Annotated in this window: 11 protein-coding genes; 4 read left to right on the top strand and 7 right to left on the bottom strand. The window is 44.9% G+C overall.

From position 1 onward, the window contains the following. Positions 1-133: 133 nt before the first annotated feature. The gene (locus QUA70_RS05640; RefSeq protein WP_333345394.1) at positions 134-1,105 is read right to left on the bottom strand and encodes a DUF459 domain-containing protein; all 972 of its coding nucleotides are present in this window, start codon (positions 1,103-1,105) and stop codon (positions 134-136) included. 5 nt (positions 1,106-1,110) lie between these two features. Continuing rightward, entirely contained in the window at positions 1,111-2,526 is a 1,416-nt protein-coding gene (locus QUA70_RS05635; RefSeq protein ID WP_333345396.1) for an MBOAT family O-acyltransferase, read from the bottom strand. A 275-nt stretch (positions 2,527-2,801) separates the two neighbouring features. Here QUA70_RS05635 and QUA70_RS05630 point away from each other — a divergent pair, with 275 nt between their 5' ends. Continuing rightward, positions 2,802-5,744: an AAA family ATPase gene (locus QUA70_RS05630; RefSeq protein ID WP_333345397.1), complete on the top strand. Its 2,943-nt coding sequence runs from the start codon at positions 2,802-2,804 to the stop codon at positions 5,742-5,744. 217 nt (positions 5,745-5,961) lie between these two features. Here the strand turns inward: QUA70_RS05630 and QUA70_RS05625 are convergent, their stop codons facing one another. Next, positions 5,962-6,192, bottom strand: a complete 231-nt coding sequence (locus QUA70_RS05625) for a photosystem II protein, Psb35-related (protein WP_333046753.1) — start codon at positions 6,190-6,192, stop codon at positions 5,962-5,964. Positions 6,193-6,775: 583 nt separating this feature from the next. Between QUA70_RS05625 and treS the strand changes: the two genes are divergently transcribed. Further along, entirely contained in the window at positions 6,776-10,156 is a 3,381-nt protein-coding gene (gene treS / locus QUA70_RS05620) for a maltose alpha-D-glucosyltransferase (protein ID WP_333410335.1), read from the top strand. A 204-nt stretch (positions 10,157-10,360) separates the two neighbouring features. Here treS and QUA70_RS05615 read toward each other — a convergent pair whose 3' ends face one another. Both QUA70_RS05615 and QUA70_RS05610 read right to left on the bottom strand, forming a co-directional pair. Then, positions 10,361-10,681, bottom strand: coding sequence for a 2Fe-2S iron-sulfur cluster-binding protein (locus QUA70_RS05615; RefSeq protein WP_333325916.1), 321 nt, complete (start codon positions 10,679-10,681; stop codon positions 10,361-10,363). 174 nt (positions 10,682-10,855) lie between these two features. Then, entirely contained in the window at positions 10,856-11,503 is a 648-nt protein-coding gene (locus tag QUA70_RS05610) for a sigma-70 family RNA polymerase sigma factor (RefSeq protein ID WP_333345402.1), read from the bottom strand. A 296-nt stretch (positions 11,504-11,799) separates the two neighbouring features. Between QUA70_RS05610 and QUA70_RS05605 the strand changes: the two genes are divergently transcribed. Continuing rightward, a complete protein-coding gene (locus tag QUA70_RS05605; RefSeq protein ID WP_333345404.1) occupies positions 11,800-12,270 on the top strand; it encodes an RNase H family protein in 471 nt (156 codons plus the stop codon). Here the strand turns inward: QUA70_RS05605 and QUA70_RS05600 are convergent. Both QUA70_RS05600 and QUA70_RS05595 read right to left on the bottom strand, forming a co-directional pair. After that, positions 12,261-15,986 (bottom strand): hydantoinase B/oxoprolinase family protein, encoded by a 3,726-nt coding sequence (locus QUA70_RS05600; protein WP_333345405.1) that lies wholly within the window; start codon positions 15,984-15,986, stop codon positions 12,261-12,263. The two genes, QUA70_RS05605 and QUA70_RS05600, sit on opposite strands and share 10 nt — an antisense overlap. A 186-nt stretch (positions 15,987-16,172) precedes the next feature. After that, complete coding sequence (locus QUA70_RS05595; RefSeq protein WP_333345407.1) at positions 16,173-17,021, bottom strand: M28 family peptidase; 849 nt, start codon at positions 17,019-17,021, stop codon at positions 16,173-16,175. A 47-nt stretch (positions 17,022-17,068) separates the two neighbouring features. Here QUA70_RS05595 and QUA70_RS05590 point away from each other — a divergent pair, with 47 nt between their 5' ends. Further along, positions 17,069-18,310, top strand: coding sequence for an AAA family ATPase (locus tag QUA70_RS05590; protein WP_333345409.1), 1,242 nt, complete (start codon positions 17,069-17,071; stop codon positions 18,308-18,310). Position 18,311 lies beyond the last annotated feature (1 nt).

Here is an 18,311-nt window from a genome sequence, read left to right as displayed (position 1 = left end):
ACTAAAGCCTAGATTTTTCTGATAAACCTGGTTTAGCAATGCTAATGTGCATCCCGCACTCAATATATAATTTTGCACTAATCGATCAAATGTCACAATTTTAGGTTGGGTCAGGAAACAAAACCTATTATAGTCATTTCTTTGTCGGAAGTTTTAAGATTTTGTCCCTGACCATTTGGTCAACGATTAAGTCGCTGATAATTTGAGCGCCGTGGGAGGTAAAGTGCAAGCCGTCATTATTTTTTACATAGCCTCGCTTACCCGATTTATTGGCAACTACAGGAACAAATTTTCCGGCTTGTCCAAAAGTCTCCCAAGTAGAAATAAATTCAATTTTGGATGAAGATTTGCTGGCATTTTTATAAATATCGTTCATGATGGGAAAAGCTTTGAGATACAAAGATTTATTAGGTATGGATTGACCGACCCAATACACTTTTCTCACGGATGACGAATCCAGTAACTTGGCATATCTGTCAACTCTTTCTTGATAAGCTTTTTGCCATTCTTTGGTCATAACAACCCGGCCTTTTCCTTGAGAATCAATAATATTTTGACGGTCATTTGCTCCGAACAAAACTATCACTACATCCGGCTGGTAATTATTAATTATTTGGCGAGTTCTGGCATACCAGTCATAATAATCTATTCGATTTAGTCCGGTCGAGACCTTGTAGTCAATTTTCGTATCGGCGATATTGTATTTTTTTTTAAGAGTGTACTGGAGTTGAATTCCTAAGTCGAACATTACGGAATCTCCAATAAATAAAAATTTGCGATAAGGTCTGGTCAGTTTGGGTTTAGCTGGTGTTGGTTTTTTAGCATTAGCAGGCTTTGGGGGTTCAACTGCCGCTTTTGTTTCGGTTTTGACTGGAGGAAGTTCGGGTTCTTTGGGGAGGCTATCGAAGTTAATATCTTTAATTTGGCTCCAAAAATCTTGTTCGGATTTTCGGAAACCGTCTATTTCGATCAGGCGCGCGGCTTGTTTAATTTCTGGACTGGCGAAAGGAGTTGAAGCAAAGCTTTTTAGAAATAATGATAAGTTGGAAAATATTAAAGTGAGAATGACAGAAGTAACAATTAGCAAAATTTCCCGGTCTTTCATATTTCTTAAAAATTAAAGTAAATAAAAGGCGGAACGGTACTCGGCCCCAACATCAAGATAGTATACACGAGCAGCGAAACTAAGACAACCCGAAAGAAAATGTTTTTTAATGACAATACGGTTTGCAATAGTTGGGAGATGCGATCGCCCCACAAGTTGATCGCGCCAATGACGGCAATTACTAAATACAATTGCCAGAAGTTAAATTGAAAAGTTGCGACGGTAGGATGGACAATTCCTTCAAAAAAACTCACCGCAGTTTCCCAAGTGGGAGTGCCGAAAAATACCCAGCTACAAGTAACAAAAGTAAATGTTAGCAGCCAACTGCAAAACTTAGCAAATCGGGGAAAGGCATAGTCTAATTTAAAGTGGATAGCTTGGGGGATATCTTTACATAAATGGTTGACAATTAATCCTAAACCGTGAATTGCTCCCCAGAAAATAAAATTTAAACCTGCACCGTGCCAAAATCCACCGATCGCCATAGTTAAAAATAGATTGAGGTACTTTCTCAACTTGCCGTATTTGTTGCCGCCAAAGGGAAAGTAAACGTAATCCCTCAGCCACTCGGAAAGACTGATGTGCCACCTTTTCCAAAATTCTTGCAAGCTGAGCGATCGGTATGGCATATTAAAGTTGGCAATGGGTTTGAAACCCAGCAAACAGGAGATGCCGTTGGCTAAATCCGAATAGCCGCTGAAATCTACGTAAATTAAACAGGAATAGGAAATTGCGGCGAGGATTAAATCGATGCTGCTGTACTGCTGGGGGACTTTGAATGGCAAGTCAGTGAAGTTAAACAAAAAACTCGCTAAAGTATATTTTTTAAACAGTCCCGACAAAATCAAAACTATAACTTCTTCAATTTTATAGTCGTATTTTTCCGGTGAATTTAGCTGCCAGTAAAACTCGCGAGCTCGCGAGATTGGCCCGGAGGCAATTTGCGGAAAGTAGGTAATGTAGGCGGCATAGTCTATAAATTTTGGACAGGGTATTTTTTGCTGGTAGCAGTCGATTAAATGAGAAATCATTCTAAAAGTGTAGAAAGACACGCCGACGGGGGCGATTATTTGCAACACTGGAAAGTTGGCTGGAATTTGTAGCTGGTTCAGTACCTCAAATAAGGAAGTTACAAAGAAGTTGCAATATTTAAAGATGCCGAGATAGCCAATGTTGAAAACTAAGCCGGAGATTAAAGCAATTTTTTTATACTTACTGTTGCAGAGAACCCGGAGAGTGATATAGTTATAGGCTGTAGAGAAAACGAGGAGCAAGAGAAAGTCGAAACTCCAAAAGGAATAAAATAATAAACTGGAAACTAACAAGACACTTTTATACAAATCGACTTGGGGTTTCACAGAGACGATCAGGCTAAAAATAATTAGGAAAAATACTAAAAATTGGTAAGTGGGAAATAGCATAAATCTCAGCCGATAAAAAATCTTGTTTCTGGCAATATTTTTATAAGTACGGCCAGCGAACCTATCCCGAAGGATATCGCTAGAGTCGGTCTGACCGCACCAAACTTCGGGGTGGATTGCGGACTGTAAGCTTTTGTAAGAGGTCAATTAGGTCACAACTTCCGCCCTAGTTAACCGCACTCATAAATTCATAATCCTGTTTAAAGATTATGATGGTTGTGAGACGATGTATTAACGGATAACAACAGGAATCCCCTTGATTGCGAGGAACCAACGTGCAGCCAACAGACCCTAGCAAATTTACAGATCAAGCCTGGGAAGCCATTGTCAAATCCCAGGATGTAGCCCGCCGCTTTGCCAATCAGCAGCTAGAGGTTGAACATTTAGCCATCGCCCTTCTCGAACAGCAAGGTCAGGCCAACAGCATTCTCAGCAAAGCTGGAGTCGATGCCCCCCGCTTGGCGCAGCAGTTAGATGCTTTTGCCAAACGACAGCCCAGAGTTGCCAACGCTGACCAACTATACCTCGGTCGCGGCTTAGAAGTGATGTTAGATGTTGCCGAGGCCACCAGGGCGACTTGGCAAGATAATTTTATCGCCGTTGAACATTTATTAATTGGCTTAGTAGAAGACGAACGAGTCGGCCGCAGGTTGCTGACAAAAGGCGACGGCCCGCCGGGTCGCCCCGGTTACGATCGCAAACCCCCAGCCGGTACACTCGATCGACCAAAACTCGAAGAAGCCATCAAATCTGTCCGCGCCACTACTAAAGCCCAAGAAAAAAATTCCGAAACCGGGAAAGGCAGCCGCAGCAACGCTAAAGCCCAAGATCAAGATGGCGAAGCTAACTCCGACGCCCTCAGCAAGTACGGCCGCGATTTGACAGAAGCCGCCAAAGCCGGCAAACTCGACCCAGTAATCGGCCGCGACGAGGAAATCCGCCGCGTGGTACAAGTTCTTTCCCGTCGTCAAAAAAACAATCCGGTGTTAATTGGCGATCCCGGAGTCGGAAAAACTGCGATCGCCGAAGGTTTAGCCCAACGAATTGTCAACGGTGACGTACCGGAATCTTTGAAAAATCGCCAGCTATTTAGCCTCGACATGGGCAGTTTAATTGCTGGGGCAAAATTCCGGGGCGAATTTGAAGAACGATTGCGATCTGTTCTGCGGGAAGTCATCGATTCCGACGGGCAAATTGTCCTATTTATTGACGAATTGCACACGGTTGTGGGGACTGGTGGCGGTGGCAGTTCCGGTTCGGGAATGGATGCGGGAAATTTGTTAAAACCAATGTTGGCCAGAGGCGAATTGCGCTGCATCGGCGCAACAACTCTCGACGAATTCCGCAAGAATATTGAAAAAGATCCAGCCCTGGAACGCCGCTTTCAACAAGTATTTGTCGGCGAACCCAGCGTAGAAGATACTGTTTCGATTTTGCGCGGATTGAAAGACCGTTACGAACGCCACCACGGGGTAAAAATTACTGATTCGGCCCTAGTAGCTGCTGCAACTCTGTCTTTCCGCTATATTTCCGATCGCTTTTTGCCGGACAAGGCGATCGACCTGGTAGATGAAGCGGCCGCCCACTTGAAAATGGAGATTACCTCTAAACCTGTGGAATTGGAAGGAATCGACCGGCGGGTGATGCAGTTGGAAATGGAAAAATTGTCGATCGAAGGCGAAGGAAAAGGTGCTCTCGCCCCTGGGCTCGGCTTCCGCGTCGAACGCATCACATCTGAGATTGACATTTTAAAAGTCAAGCAGGAAAAATTGTCCTCTCAGTGGTTGGGCGAAAAGCAGTTGTTGGATGCAATCAATAAATTGAAAGCAGAAGAAGACCAACTGCGAGTCCAAATCGAACAAGCAGAAAGGGCTTACGATTTGAATAAAGCCGCACAGTTAAAGTATGGCAAGTTGGAAACTGCGGTGCGCGATCGCGAAGCCAAAGAAGCGGAACTTTTGAAACAGCAAGCTCAAGGTTCTTCCCTGCTGCGCGAAAAAGTTACTGAGGGCGATATTGCGGAAATTGTCGCTAAATGGACGGGCATTCCGGTTAATCGGTTGTTAGAATCCGAACGCCAAAAATTGTTGCAATTGGAAAAACACTTGCACCACAAAGTCATCGGTCAAGAGGAAGCTGTAACAGCCGTGGCGGCGGCAATTCGGCGCGCTAGGGCGGGCATGAAAGACCCCGGAAGACCGATCGGCTCTTTCTTGTTTATGGGCCCGACAGGCGTGGGAAAAACTGAGTTAGCGCGGGCGTTGGCGGAGTTTTTGTTTGATAGCGATGATGCGATTATCCGCATCGATATGTCGGAATACATGGAGAAGCAAAACGTCTCTCGGTTAGTAGGAGCTCCCCCGGGATACGTCGGTTACGACGAAGGCGGACAACTTTCCGAAGCAGTGCGGAGACGCCCTTATTCGGTGGTGCTATTTGACGAAGTGGAAAAGGCGCACCCGGATATATTTAACATTTTGCTGCAAGTGTTGGATGACGGCAGAATTACCGATTCTCAAGGTCGAGTGGTTGACTTTAAAAATACCGTAATTGTGATGACTAGCAATATCGGCAGCGACCACATTTTAGACGTGTTTACTAAGAAGGAAAAAACCGCCAAAAAACCTGCTAGTCGGAAGCAGGAAACGAAAGATTTGTCAAGTCAAAAGACAGATTATAAAGTTGCTGCCGACGGTACTGTCGAGGTGTCAGCCCTGCGAGTTGATGTTGATACTGTAACCAAGAAGGAAAACAAGAGTGAGAATGAAGAAAATTTATTGACTCAAGAACGGGAGACAGACCAAGAGTACGAACAGATGTTAAAACGGGTGATGACAGCGCTGCGATCGCACTTCAGGCCGGAATTTCTCAATCGGGTGGACGAGATAATTTTGTTCCACACTTTGAGCAAGATCGAATTGCGGCAAATAGTCAGCATTCAAGTGAAGCGGATCGAGCGTTTGTTGGCCGAGCAAAAAATCACTTTGGAACTGTCGGATGCGGCGAAAAACCATATCACAGATGTCGGTTACGACCCGGTTTACGGCGCTCGTCCCTTGAAACGCGCCATCCAGCGGGAGCTGGAAAACCCGCTGGCAAACAAGATTCTGGAAAATGCGTTTGTGGAGGGTGATACAATTGCGATCGACTGCGAAAATAACACTTTGCAATTTCGCAAAAAAGATTCTCGCCCAGCGCTGACAGGTAACAGTTTGTAGTTACCGAACCGCTAGGAACAGGCAAGATGCCTGTTCCACTAACAATCAATTTTCTTGTGGAATAGGCAAGATGCCTGTTATTGAAAATTAGCAACAGGCAAGATGCCTGTTCCACAAACCATCAATTCTCTTGTGGAACCGACATCCTGCCTGTTATTGAAAATTAGGAACAGGCATCCTGCCTGTTATTGAAAATGGTGAAACCTGTTACTTGATATCAAGAATTCGAGATGGTGCGGCTGCCGTAAGCATCCATGCTGTAGGCGGGAACGCGAACGCTGTAATCCATCTCTGTTGCTGTGATTGCTACAGCCAATTTTTCAAAAGATTCATCGTTCCAATTCCGCTCGTGGATTGGCTTTGACTGTTCTCCGAGGAAATATGCTTGAGTGCCAATTACTGAGGCTGCGACCCAACCGACGATTAAAAGAGCGATTACAATAGCCATATTTGCTTTTTCCTTAACTTTTGTTGCTTTATGTAAACTAATGTAACGAAAATTAGTAATCAACGTCAAGGTACTGTAATGTCGTGGCAACCGTCCGGCAGGTAGTAAATACCGCACCTAATCCTGAGTCTGTAGGGTGCGCTTAGTGTCAACAAGGACTCGATCCCCCCTTAATAAGGGGGACAAGAGTGTTCTCAAAGTCAACCCCTACTCCCCTTATCAAGGGGGATTTAGGGAGCTCTAGACTGGGCTACCAGCGAGAGATACAGAGGGGTTTCAGGCTTAAGTTGACACGCCTTGGTAGGGTGTGCACCGGTCTTTCGGGTGGGCACTACCGCGCATCGGTAGCTAGCACAGTACCCGGATTGTAAACTGTATCCGAAATAGCAAAACAGATTGTTGAAATTTTATAGTTAAGAAATTATAAGTTTTGCGTGAATAAATTACGATTAAAAGTCTGCCACTGGCATGAGCATCGCGGCCAAATTATAAGTTATGATTTATCAGTTTGGATTTGAACTAACAAATCCCAATCACCAAATTTTAAGTACAAATTACCAATTACCAATCATCGCTACAAATCATGCCAAACTCAATGTTAAATGACGACCCCTTATGGTTCAAAGACGCGATTATTTACGAAGTACCTGTTCGGGCTTTTGCCGACAGCAATGCAGACGGCATCGGCGACTTTAGAGGACTGACTGAAAAACTGGATTACCTGCAAAACTTGGGAGTAACAGCAATTTGGGTACTGCCATTTTTTCCCTCGCCGCTCCGAGACGACGGCTACGATACATCTCACTATACTACCGTTAACCCGATTTACGGCACATTAGAGGATTTTAAAGACCTTTTAGAAGCAGCGCACCAACGGGGAATTCGGGTCATTATTGAGTTAATTGTTAACCACACTTCCGATCAGCACGCTTGGTTTCAGCGAGCGCGCCGCGCCCCGAAAGGCAGTAACGAACGAGATTTTTATGTGTGGAGTGATACGCCGGAAAAATATCAAGATGCTCGGATTATTTTCAAAGATTTTGAAACCTCTAATTGGGCTTGGGATGCGGTAGCAAAAGCTTATTACTGGCACCGTTTTTATTCCCACCAACCCGATTTGAATTACGACAATCCCGCCGTCCGCCAAGCCATCTTAGATGTGGTAGATTTCTGGTTGGCGCTGGGAGTAGACGGACTGCGAATGGATGCGGTGCCTTACCTGTACGAGCGCGAAGGTACTAACTGCGAAAACCTGCCCGAAACTCACCTATTCCTGAAGCAATTGCGGCAGCACGTAGATGAGAAATTCCCGAACCGGATGCTGCTGGCTGAGGCGAATCAGTGGCCGGAGGATGCGGTTGAATATTACGCTGCTGGCGATGAATGTCACATGAACTTTCATTTTCCGCTGATGCCGCGTTTATTTATGGCTTTGCATATGGAAGATAGCTTCCCAATTAGCGACATTCTCCAGCAAACTCCACATATTCCCAATAATTGTCAGTGGGCATTATTTTTGCGGAATCACGATGAATTGACGCTGGAAATGGTGAGTGATGAAGACCGAGATTATATGTATCGGGTTTACGCTCAAGATACTCAGGCGAGAATTAATTTGGGCATCCGCCGCCGCTTGGCTCCTTTGATGGGAAATAACCGCCGCCGCATTGAGTTGATGAATGCTTTGCTGCTGTCTCTTCCGGGTACGCCGGTGCTTTACTACGGCGATGAAATTGGCATGGGAGACAATATCTATTTGGGCGATCGCAATGGGGTGAGAACTCCGATGCAGTGGAGTGGCGATCGCAATGCCGGTTTTAGCCGTGCTAACCCGCAGCGACTGTACGCACCGCCAATTGTTGACCCTGAATATCACTACGAATCTATTAACGTGGAAGCGCTGCGGGCGAATCCGAGTTCTCTTTGGTGGTGGATGAAACGCCTAATTGCAATTAGGCAGCGCTTCCAAGCATTCGGCCGCGGAACTTGCGAGTTTCTGTACCCGGAAAACCGCAAAGTTTTAGCTTTTGTACGCACTTATCAAGACGAACACATCCTCGTAGTGGCTAATTTGTCACGCTTCGTTCAGACGGCAGAATTAGACCTGGCGCCCTTTAAAGGTGCTGTTCCGGTGGAGATTTTCGGCCGCACGGAGTTTCCTGCCGTTGGCGAAAATCCTTACTTTTTGAGCTTGAGTCCTCACACGTTTTACTGGTTTACTCTTACTGTTAAACACGAAGATTTTTCGCTGCACGGTGTTCCCACAGACTTGCCTACTTTGGCGGTGATAGGCAATTGGAAAACAGCTTTTGCTACAAGTCAGTTAAGCGATATGCTGCTTAATATTTTGCCGGGATACCTGCGCCGCAATCGCTGGTTTAGCGGTACAGATAGGACAATTCAATCATTAGAAATAAGTGAGGTTGTACCAGTTGAATGTAAAGATAGTGCGGGGGAGCCATCTCAAGTTTACATTCTGTTCTTGCTGTTGAATTATACTGAAGGTATGCCGGAAACTTACGTTTTGCCTTTAGGTTGGGAAGAGATAAAAGGCGATGTGGACGATCGGGCGATCGCGCGCCTGCACTTCCCAGAAACCAACAAGGAAGTCGGGGTACTATGTGATGCTGCCGGGGACAAAGGTTTTCTGAGCGCGCTGCTGGGGGCGATCGGCAATTCTCGCAGTTACAGAGGTGTTGCAGGTCAACTGGTAGGAATTGCCGACAGTGCATTCAGCTCAGAAGAAGATTTATCCCACCTCGACCCTCACGTGTTCAAAAAAGAACAAAGCAATACATCCGCAGGTTACGGCGACCGCTTCGTCCTGAAAATATTGCGAAAAATCGAGGAAGGAATCAACCCCGAATTAGAAATCGGACGCTTTTTAACAGATCGCAACTCCATCCAACACTACGCTCCAATTGCCGGAGCATTGGAATATCACACACCAGCAAAACAAGTCCTTACGGTCGGAATCCTACAAAAATTAATCCCCGACAGCGTAGATGCTTGGTCTTATACATTAGACACACTGCGGGACTATTTCGAGCAAGTAATGACAGTAGAAGCAAAGCATTCCAGCGAGAATTTATCTACTGCCCCGGAAAATTATTTGCCGAACGCTTTGACCGGACAAACCCAGCGACAGCCAAACTCGCTAGTAGCGGATTTATCCCTAGAAATTCCGCCATTAGCTCGCGAACTCATCGGCTCTTACTTAGCATCAGCCGAACTTTTAGGTCAACGGACAGCCGAGCTTCACCTCGCTTTAGCTTCTGACACAGAAAATCCCGCTTTTGCCCCAGAAAGCTTCACCTCCTTTTACCAGCGTTCCATCTATCAACACATGAGAAATCTGGCAGGAAGAACTTTGCTGGATCTGAAAAAACGGCTGTCCAAACTGCCGCCAGAAATACAAAAATCGGCGCAAAAGCTCCTCAACCGGGAAGATTTGCTCATGGAACGTTTCAAGGCTATTTTGAACTTGAGAATCACCGCCGATAGAATTCGCTGTCACGGGGACTTTCATTTCGGGCAAGTTCTTTATACAGGCAAAGACTTCGTAATTATTGATTTCGGAGGAGAACGGGATCGACCCTTAAGCGAGCGACGGATGAAGAGGTCGCCCCTGCGAGATGTTGCGGGAATGCTGCAATCTTTGAATTATGCTGTTACTTTGGCACTCCGCAATGAAGTAGAAAGTGGCATGATTCGCCCTGAAAATCTCCCGGAGATGCAGCAGTGGGCGAACGTTTGGCACCGCTGGGTTAGCCTGACTTTTGTCAAGAGTTATTTGGCGACAGCAGCCGATGCAAATTTCTTGCCAAAATCTATCCCGGAACTACAAGTTTTGCTGGATGCTTACATTTTGGAAAAAGCGGTTGCCGAACTAGCATACGAACTCAATTACCGCTTGGATTGGGCAGAAATTCCGCTGAAGCGGATTCTACAATTGCTAAATTAATAAGGGCGGGTTTATCTATACTCGTTAGGGTGCGTGACTTTCTAGCCACTCAAGTGGCAGTGAGATGCTGGAGAGTCACGCACCTTACACCATACCCAATCTACTTTGATAACGATTTGATCGGCGAATATAATTCGATCTTCTACAAACAAATTCAGCGCCCAGCGAGGCTAGAAAAAAAGATGGTAAAAGAGTGATTTCCTATTACTTAAAATAAAGAGATGTTTGATACAAAACTTGTTCTTGATGCGTTAACAAAGTGCAGTCAGAAAGCGGGTAAGCCACACAAGTAACAGCGTAGCCAGCTTGCAATTCGGGCGGCTTCAAAAATTTTTGTTCGCTTTGGTCGATTTCACCGCTCAGCAGTTTGACAACGCAAGCAGAACACTCTCCTTGCTTGCATCCGTTCGGCAAGCGGATACCGGCATCTTCTGCCATATCTAAGATATACTGGTCGTCTGGTACTGCGATCGTGCGATCGAGCGCGAGAGCCTCATTCACCAACCGAACTTGATAAACAGCCATTTCCACCTCTTATATTTGGATTGCTTGTATTCAACTAAAATAGATGATTACAACTTACAGAATAAATTAAAATGTGGGGGGCGGACGAAGCACATTCCGCTCTACATGATAGCTAAAAAACCCAGTATTTTTAAAACACCGGGTTTTTGAGAAACCACAAACTCGATCGCTATACTAGACAAGTGCTTCTTGATAATCGAGATTTTCATCGAGATAAATAGCCCGAATATCCTCCGGCAAATTTAATTCTAAAGTTTGATATCCTTTTTGCAGCAAAGCTTTTACCTGAGCCGGCGAAATAGCTTCGCCTTCTGCTTGCAAATAAGCTGCAATTCGAGTTTCGCTCCAGCGGAAAGTCTGAGCCATCAACACCACTAAACGCGGCAGCGGCGCTAACAATTCTAAGGCTTGTTTGACGTAACACCACAGGGGAGGCGGAGCCGATTGCAAAGAGTAGTGAATCGACTCAACAGGGGGCAATTCAGCTTGATTTATGCAGACTGCGGTGACATTAATCAGCCAGTTTTGGAGACTGAGATTTCCGCCATCAGACTCTTGGATCTCGCGGCGCAAATCGAGGCCTCGGAGCTCGTGATAGATGTGCAGCCAAGTGTGGGCAAATAGGTAATCTCCTTGTACGGGCGATCGTACGGAATGGCGAATCAGCGAGTGGACAATTTGAGCGTAGCGGCAAAAAATCGCCGTGAAGAACCTACCTTGATCGGGATGGTTTTGAAACAGAGTCAATAATTCCTGGTCGCTGTGATGGAACAGGGATTTGACCACAGGATGGTTGAGTTCTGAAAAATTAGGTGTTTGCACAATTGTTCTGTAACGGTTTTGGTAATAAATGCTGGTGCAGCCCGATTCTACAACACGATATACATTTGATGCAAGTGCTGGCAAATTATGTTTATAGTTAAGTCAATTAATTATATAGTTAATTTGTACGTGACGCTGTATTAATGTCAAGAAGTACATAGAAACTCTATTTTTTCAGCGCACCTAAAAATATAATTTCTTGTTTCAAGGGTAAACGTCTTGTAATTATATTCTAATTTTCTGATGTTCATTCTCTTTCCAAAAATGTTTGTATTCCCTGAAGGAGTCCCACAACCATGAGCAACTTGAAACAAGTTAGCATCTATACTCGCGGTATAACTACGGCGAGCGGTGCTGGCGGATATGGGGCAGTCTTGCTGTATGAAAATCATCGCAAGGAACTATCAGGCGGATTTCAGTTAACTACAAACAATCGTATGGATATTATTGCTGCAATTGAAGGTCTGAAAGCACTCAAAACAAGATGTAAAGTGACGCTATACAATAACAACGGCTACCTGGTAGATGCTATTGCCCACAATTGGGCGCTGCGCTGGCAAGCTAATAACTGGAAAAATAGCGAACAGAAACCTACTGCTAACGTAGATTTGTGGGAGCAATTACTCCAATTCTGTTCGCAACACGACGTTGAGTTTATTAGAATTAAGCAATGTGCGGGCAACCAAGAGTATCAACGCTGCAATTATATTTCCAGACAAGCAGCCAATCAAAAAAACTTACCAGCCGATGAAGGCTATCAACGGTGAACCCCGCTAGGAAAACCATATCCTCCGCCCCCAGGAGTCTCAATGACAAACACATCCCCCGGCTGCATTTCCACAGTCGCCGTACTCCCCAAATCCTCAACTTTTCCATCAACCGTTTCAACATAATTCTGTCCAACTTTCCCCGCTTCACCCCCGTTCAAACCGCAAGGAGAAATTACCCGCCGCCCCGATAAAATTCCCGCCGTCATCGCCTCCCGAAACCGTACTCGCCGCACAACTCCATTACCGCCGCGATGAGATCCATTCCCGCCGCTATTAGCCCGAATTGCAAAACTTTCCAACAACACCGGGAACCGCCATTCTAATACTTCAGGATCTGTTAAACGCGAATTAGTCATGTGAGTTTGAACCGCATCCGTACCGTCAAAACTTGCCCCCGCACCCGAACCGCCGCAAATAGTTTCATAATATTGATAGCGCTGATTTCCAAAGGTAAAATTATTCATAGTTCCCTGAGAAGCAGCCATCACTCCCAACGCACAATACAAAGCATCGGTAATATTCTGCGATGTTTCCACATTTCCGGCAACCACCGCCGCTGGATAGCGAGGATTCAGCATACAGCCTTCGGGATTGATGATTTCGAGAGGTTTCAAACAGCCCGCATTTAGAGGAATATCGTCATCTACTAATGTGCGGAAAACATACAAAACAGCCGCTTTGCACACCGCAGCGGGAGCATTAAAATTGTTGGATTGTTGAGCAGAAGTGCCAGTAAAATCTATTTTTGCACTGCGCGCAGATCTGTCAATTGTAATCGCTACCTTAATTTGTCCGCCACTATCCATCGGATAAGTAAATTCGCCATCACTCAAAACCTCAATTACCCGCCGCACCGACTCCTCAGCATTGTCTTGTACGAAGCCCATATAAGCTTGCACAGTCTCTAATCCATAATGTTCTACCATCTTGAGCAGCTCTTCTGCCCCGCGCTTGTTAGCAGCAATTTGTGCTTGCAAATCGGCTATATTTTGAGCAGAATTGCGAACAGGAAAATTCCCCGCTGTCAGAAGGTCTAGTAATTCTTTTTCTCGAAAATTGCCCTCGCTTACTAACAGGAAATTGTCAAGCAATACGCCTTCTTCAGTTACTGTTGTACTGTTAGGAGGCATGGAACCGGGAGTAATGCCGCCGATGTCGGCGTGGTGTCCCCGCGAGGCAACATAAAACAAAGGAAGGGAGGAATCACGATCGAATACAGGAGTAATAACGGTGATATCTGGTAAATGCGTGCCGCCGTTGTAGGGATTGTTAGAAACATAAACATCGCCCGGTTGAATCGCCTTGCCTTGTGCTAAAATTAAAGCTTCAACGCTTTCGCTCATCGAACCCAGATGTACGGGAATGTGCGGCGCGTTGGCAACTAATTGCCCGTTTTGGTCGAAGATTGCACAGGAAAAGTCGAGGCGTTCCTTGATGTTGACTGAGGAACTTGTGTTTTGCAATGTGACGCCCATTTGTTCCGCGATCGCCCGAAACAAATTATTAAAAATTTCCAGCAAAACCGGATCGGATTTAACCGCAGATAAACGCGAATGAACGCCGATATTATCTGCGTCCATCTGCGTGCATCTGCGGTTCAAAATTAAATCATTATTTTCGGTGATTTCCCCTTCCCAGCCCGGTTCTATGATATTAGTTCCCGTAGCTTCAACAATCATAGCAGGGCCTTCTATGCAGTCGCCCGATCGCAAATCGTCTCTCTGATAAACAGGCGTTACCCGCCACTCGCCAGCAACATAGGTTTGCACCGTTGAAATTGGTTGCACAGGCAAGATGCCCGTGCCACCAGAGGGGGAAATGGTGGATGCTTCCGGCACATCCATTCTTTCTACAACTTCCACCGAAACCGCTTCCACAATCAGCGGTTTTTCTGGCATAATAAAACTGTAACGCTGTCGGTGGGCGGCTTCAAATTCAGCCTGCATCGCCTCAATATTGTCAGCAAAATTGACCGCCAAAACAGAGTCACTACCCTGATATTTTAAGCGCAACTTGCTAACAACTAAAACCTCTGACTCTTTCTCTGTGTTCTCTGCGCCTCTGCGGTTCAATTCCCTCTTTCCATCTCCCTCCAATTCAGTTAAAATATGATGCAACTCAGGTAATAATTCTGCATTTAATTGTTGCTCGATCGCCCTTTCGCGGATAGCCCGCACATCAGCCAAACCCATACCGTAAGCGGACAACACACCCGCATAAGGGTGAATAAATACCCGTTTCATCCCCAAAGCATCCGCGATCGCACAAGCGTGTTGGCCGCCCGCACCGCCGAAACAGCACAATGTATACTCCGAAACATCGTAACCGCGCTGAAGCGAGATTTTTTTGACAGCATTTGCCATCTTTTCCACCGCGATCGCCAAAAAACCCTCCGCCACCTCTTGGGCCGTCTTCTCGCCCCCAATTTCCCCCGCTAATTGCCCAAATTTTTGCTTTACTACGTCAGGGGCGATCGGCAAATCTCCATTCAATCCAAATACTTTCGGGAAAAAATCCGGTTGAATTTTCCCCAACATCACATTGCAATCAGTCACCGTCAAGGGGCCGCCTTTGCGATAGCAAGCAGGCCCAGGATTGGCCCCAGCAGACTCCGGCCCGACGCGGTAGCGAGCCCCGTCAAAAAAGACAATTGAACCGCCGCCGGCTGCTACAGTGTGAATTGCCATCACGGGCGATCGCAATCTCACCCCTGCAATTTCCGTCTCAAATTCGCGTTCGTATTCGCCGTTAAAATGGGCAACATCTGTGGAAGTTCCGCCCATATCAAAGGTAATAATTTTATCAAAACCTGCCTTTTTGCTCGTTTGAACTGCACCGACAATTCCCCCAGCAGGCCCGGATAAAATACTGTTTTTTCCTTGAAATTGTGCCGCGTCCACTAAGCCGCCATTCGATTGCATAAACATTAATTTGGGGAATTGGGAATTGGGCATTGGGCATTGGGCATTGGGCATTAATAATCCCTTGTTCCCGGAATCTGCCTCGATTAACTGACTGATTACTTGTTCGACGTATCGACGTAAAATCGGAGATAAATAAGCATCGACAACCGCAGTATCACCCCGCGAAACTAATTTCATCAGCGGGCTGACTTCGTGAGATACTGAAATTTGAGTAAAGCCAATTTCTTTCGCTATTTTAGCCACTTGTTTTTCGTGTTCCGAGTAGCGGTAGCCGTGCATGAATACGATCGCACAACTGCGAATTCCCTCATCGTATGCTTGCTGCAAAGACGGGATAAATTCGGGATTGACAGCAGTTAACTCCTCACCTTGAGCGCTGTAGCGTTCTGCAACTTCAATAACTCGATCGTACAGCATCTCCGGCAAAACAATGTGACGCGCGAAAATATTCGGGCGGTTTTGATAGCCAATTCTCAGCGCATCGCCGAAACCTTTAGTAATTAACAGAACTGTGCGATCGCCCTTTCGTTCCAGCAAAGCATTTGTCGCTACCGTCGTCCCCATTTTAATCGCTTCAATTTGTGCCGCGGGTATGGGAACATCTGCGGCAATTCCCAAAATGTCGCGGATTCCTTGAACTGCGGCGTCAGTGTAGTGTTCCAGGTTTTCCGATAGCAACTTGTGAATGACTAACTTACCGTCGGGGCTCTTGGCGACAATATCAGTAAAAGTGCCACCGCGATCGATCCAGAATTGCCAGCGAGTGCGATCGCAAAAATCAGCATTCATATCTTTTTCCTGAGTTTTGTTGTTTGACTGATTCCGAATTATTCAACAAAATTATCGGAAAGTCAATTCATAAATTTCATAAAATTCAGAACCTCAGACTCATAAAACTCATATCTGTTTCTCTCTCATCTTCTTTCTTATTCCTTCGCGCCCTTCGCGCCTTCGCGGTTCGTTAAAATAAAACTGCTATATATATCGAATAGCCTCAACCAATCCCTGACAAACACCAGCCAGAAAATCCAAATCCAAAGTCTCAATCCTATCGCTTTCTCGATGATAATGCGGATTTCGCATATTAGCAGTATCAGTCACCATAATAGCCGGATAACCATTATCCCAAAAAGGAACATGATCGCTGCGGCGAGTATCCGGCACAATTAAACCTCGATTCGGCACCGGCAGCCACTCGCAGGGCTGACCAGATTTGCGAATTTTGCCACTCAAATTAATCAAATCGGGAACCGTCCGCAAAGTGCCAATTAAAGCAATAAAATTGCCACTATTTGGATAAAAATATTTTAAGCCAGCGGGATAGCTTTGAGAATTAGGATTATGGTTGCAATAACCCAACATTTCCAAAGAAATCATTAACCGGATTGACTTTTGCTGTTGCTTGTATTTAGCTGCCTGATGACTGCTTCCCAAATAACCGTATTCTTCCATATCAAAGGCGACTAATTGCACTGGATATTTGAGTGGTTTAGATGCGATATCCCTTGCGAGTTCGAGCAAAACAGCAACACCACTAGCATTATCATCGGCCCCAGGCGATCCGGGTACAGTATCGTAATGAGCACCAATTACGATCGGTGGCAACCCCTTCTTACTCGCCCGATCTAAGGGGGGTAAATCCAAGATAAAATTGTGATGAATTCGGCCGCGCACGTAAAAATCGTCAATTTCTACAGTCCCCCACTGTGCCAACTGTTCGCGGATGTATTGCTGAGCATAAAAATGCCCTTCGGATGCGAGGTATGGATTGCGATCGCGTACAATTTGAATCAGATGGCTGTGCAAGCGTTCTTTGAGATTCATGCGATCGGAGATATAATGAGTACACTAAGATTATATGGGATTGAATTATGATTGGAGAAGTCAGAATCGAAAATTATAAGTCCATTCAAAAGCTGAAGCTAGAATTAGGACGAGTAACTGTATTGATCGGTGAAAATGGCTGCGGCAAGAGTAATATCCTAGAGGCGATCGCCCTGGCTTCTGCGGCGGCAGATGATAAGCTGGATAACGAGTTTTTAGCTTCTCGGGGCATCAGAGTTACAGAACCTCAATTTATGCGATCGGCCTTTGAACTTGAAAATTTGGTTAAAGATATCAAAATTGAGATCAAAGGAAATGATGGAGAAAACTTTAGTTGTATTTTACATAATGATAACTCTCCATATTCTCAATGGGTGAATAAAAACTTAGTGAAGTCTTCTGAAAATTCTTTACAGAATGTTGTTTCCAACTCAGGTAAAGCAGAAGATGTTCTTTTAATAGAAAATGCCCACAAAAGTTCAGAAGAATTAAACAAAATAACCTTAAGAAAACGAGCAATAGCAGCAATTTTAGGATTAGCAATAGCAAATTTAAATATAGAAGCGACAACAGATTTTATATTGTCAGCAGAAAAATTGGCTAATAAATTATTTTATAATTCTAAATTAATTAAATTCACAATTTACTCTCCTGAAAACCAAGCCTTACGAACTTTTGAAAAAGAAGGACAAATTCAACCATTAGGCATTAATGGTGAAGGCTTGTTTAAACTTATAAATTTTTTGAATTCAGAAACAAACCAAGATAAACTCAATCAAATTAAAGAAAAGTTGCGATTGATAGATTGGTTTAGAGATTTTGAAGTGCCTGAAGATTTATCACCCCTGCAAAGTTCTCTCCAAATAAAAGATAAATATTTAGATAGAGATTTAACTTACTTCGACCAAAAAAGCTCTAATGAAGGCTTTTTATTTTTGCTTTTTTACTTTGCTTTATTTATTAGCGATCTCACGCCTAAATTTTTTGCAATTGATAACATTGATGCTTCTCTCAACCCCCGATTGTGTCGCAGATTAATGCAAGAATTAGTCGAATTAGCAAAAAAACACGACAAACAAGTTATATTCACAACCCACAACCCGGCAGTTTTGGACGGTTTGGATTTACATGATGATGAACAGCGGCTGTTTGTGATCTACCGCAACCAATTAGGGCATACTAAAGCTAGACGCATTCTAAAACCTGAACCTCTAGAGGGACAAGAACCTGTAAAATTATCAGAGGCGTTTTTGAGGGGCTATATCGGCGGACTTCCTAAAAATTTTTAAT

This window comes from Microcoleus sp. LAD1_D5, assembly GCF_036702115.1.
GTDB lineage: Bacteria > Cyanobacteriota > Cyanobacteriia > Cyanobacteriales > Microcoleaceae > Microcoleus.
Note: the sequence above shows the minus strand (reverse complement) of the source record. Positions and strands in the feature narration are given on the sequence as shown.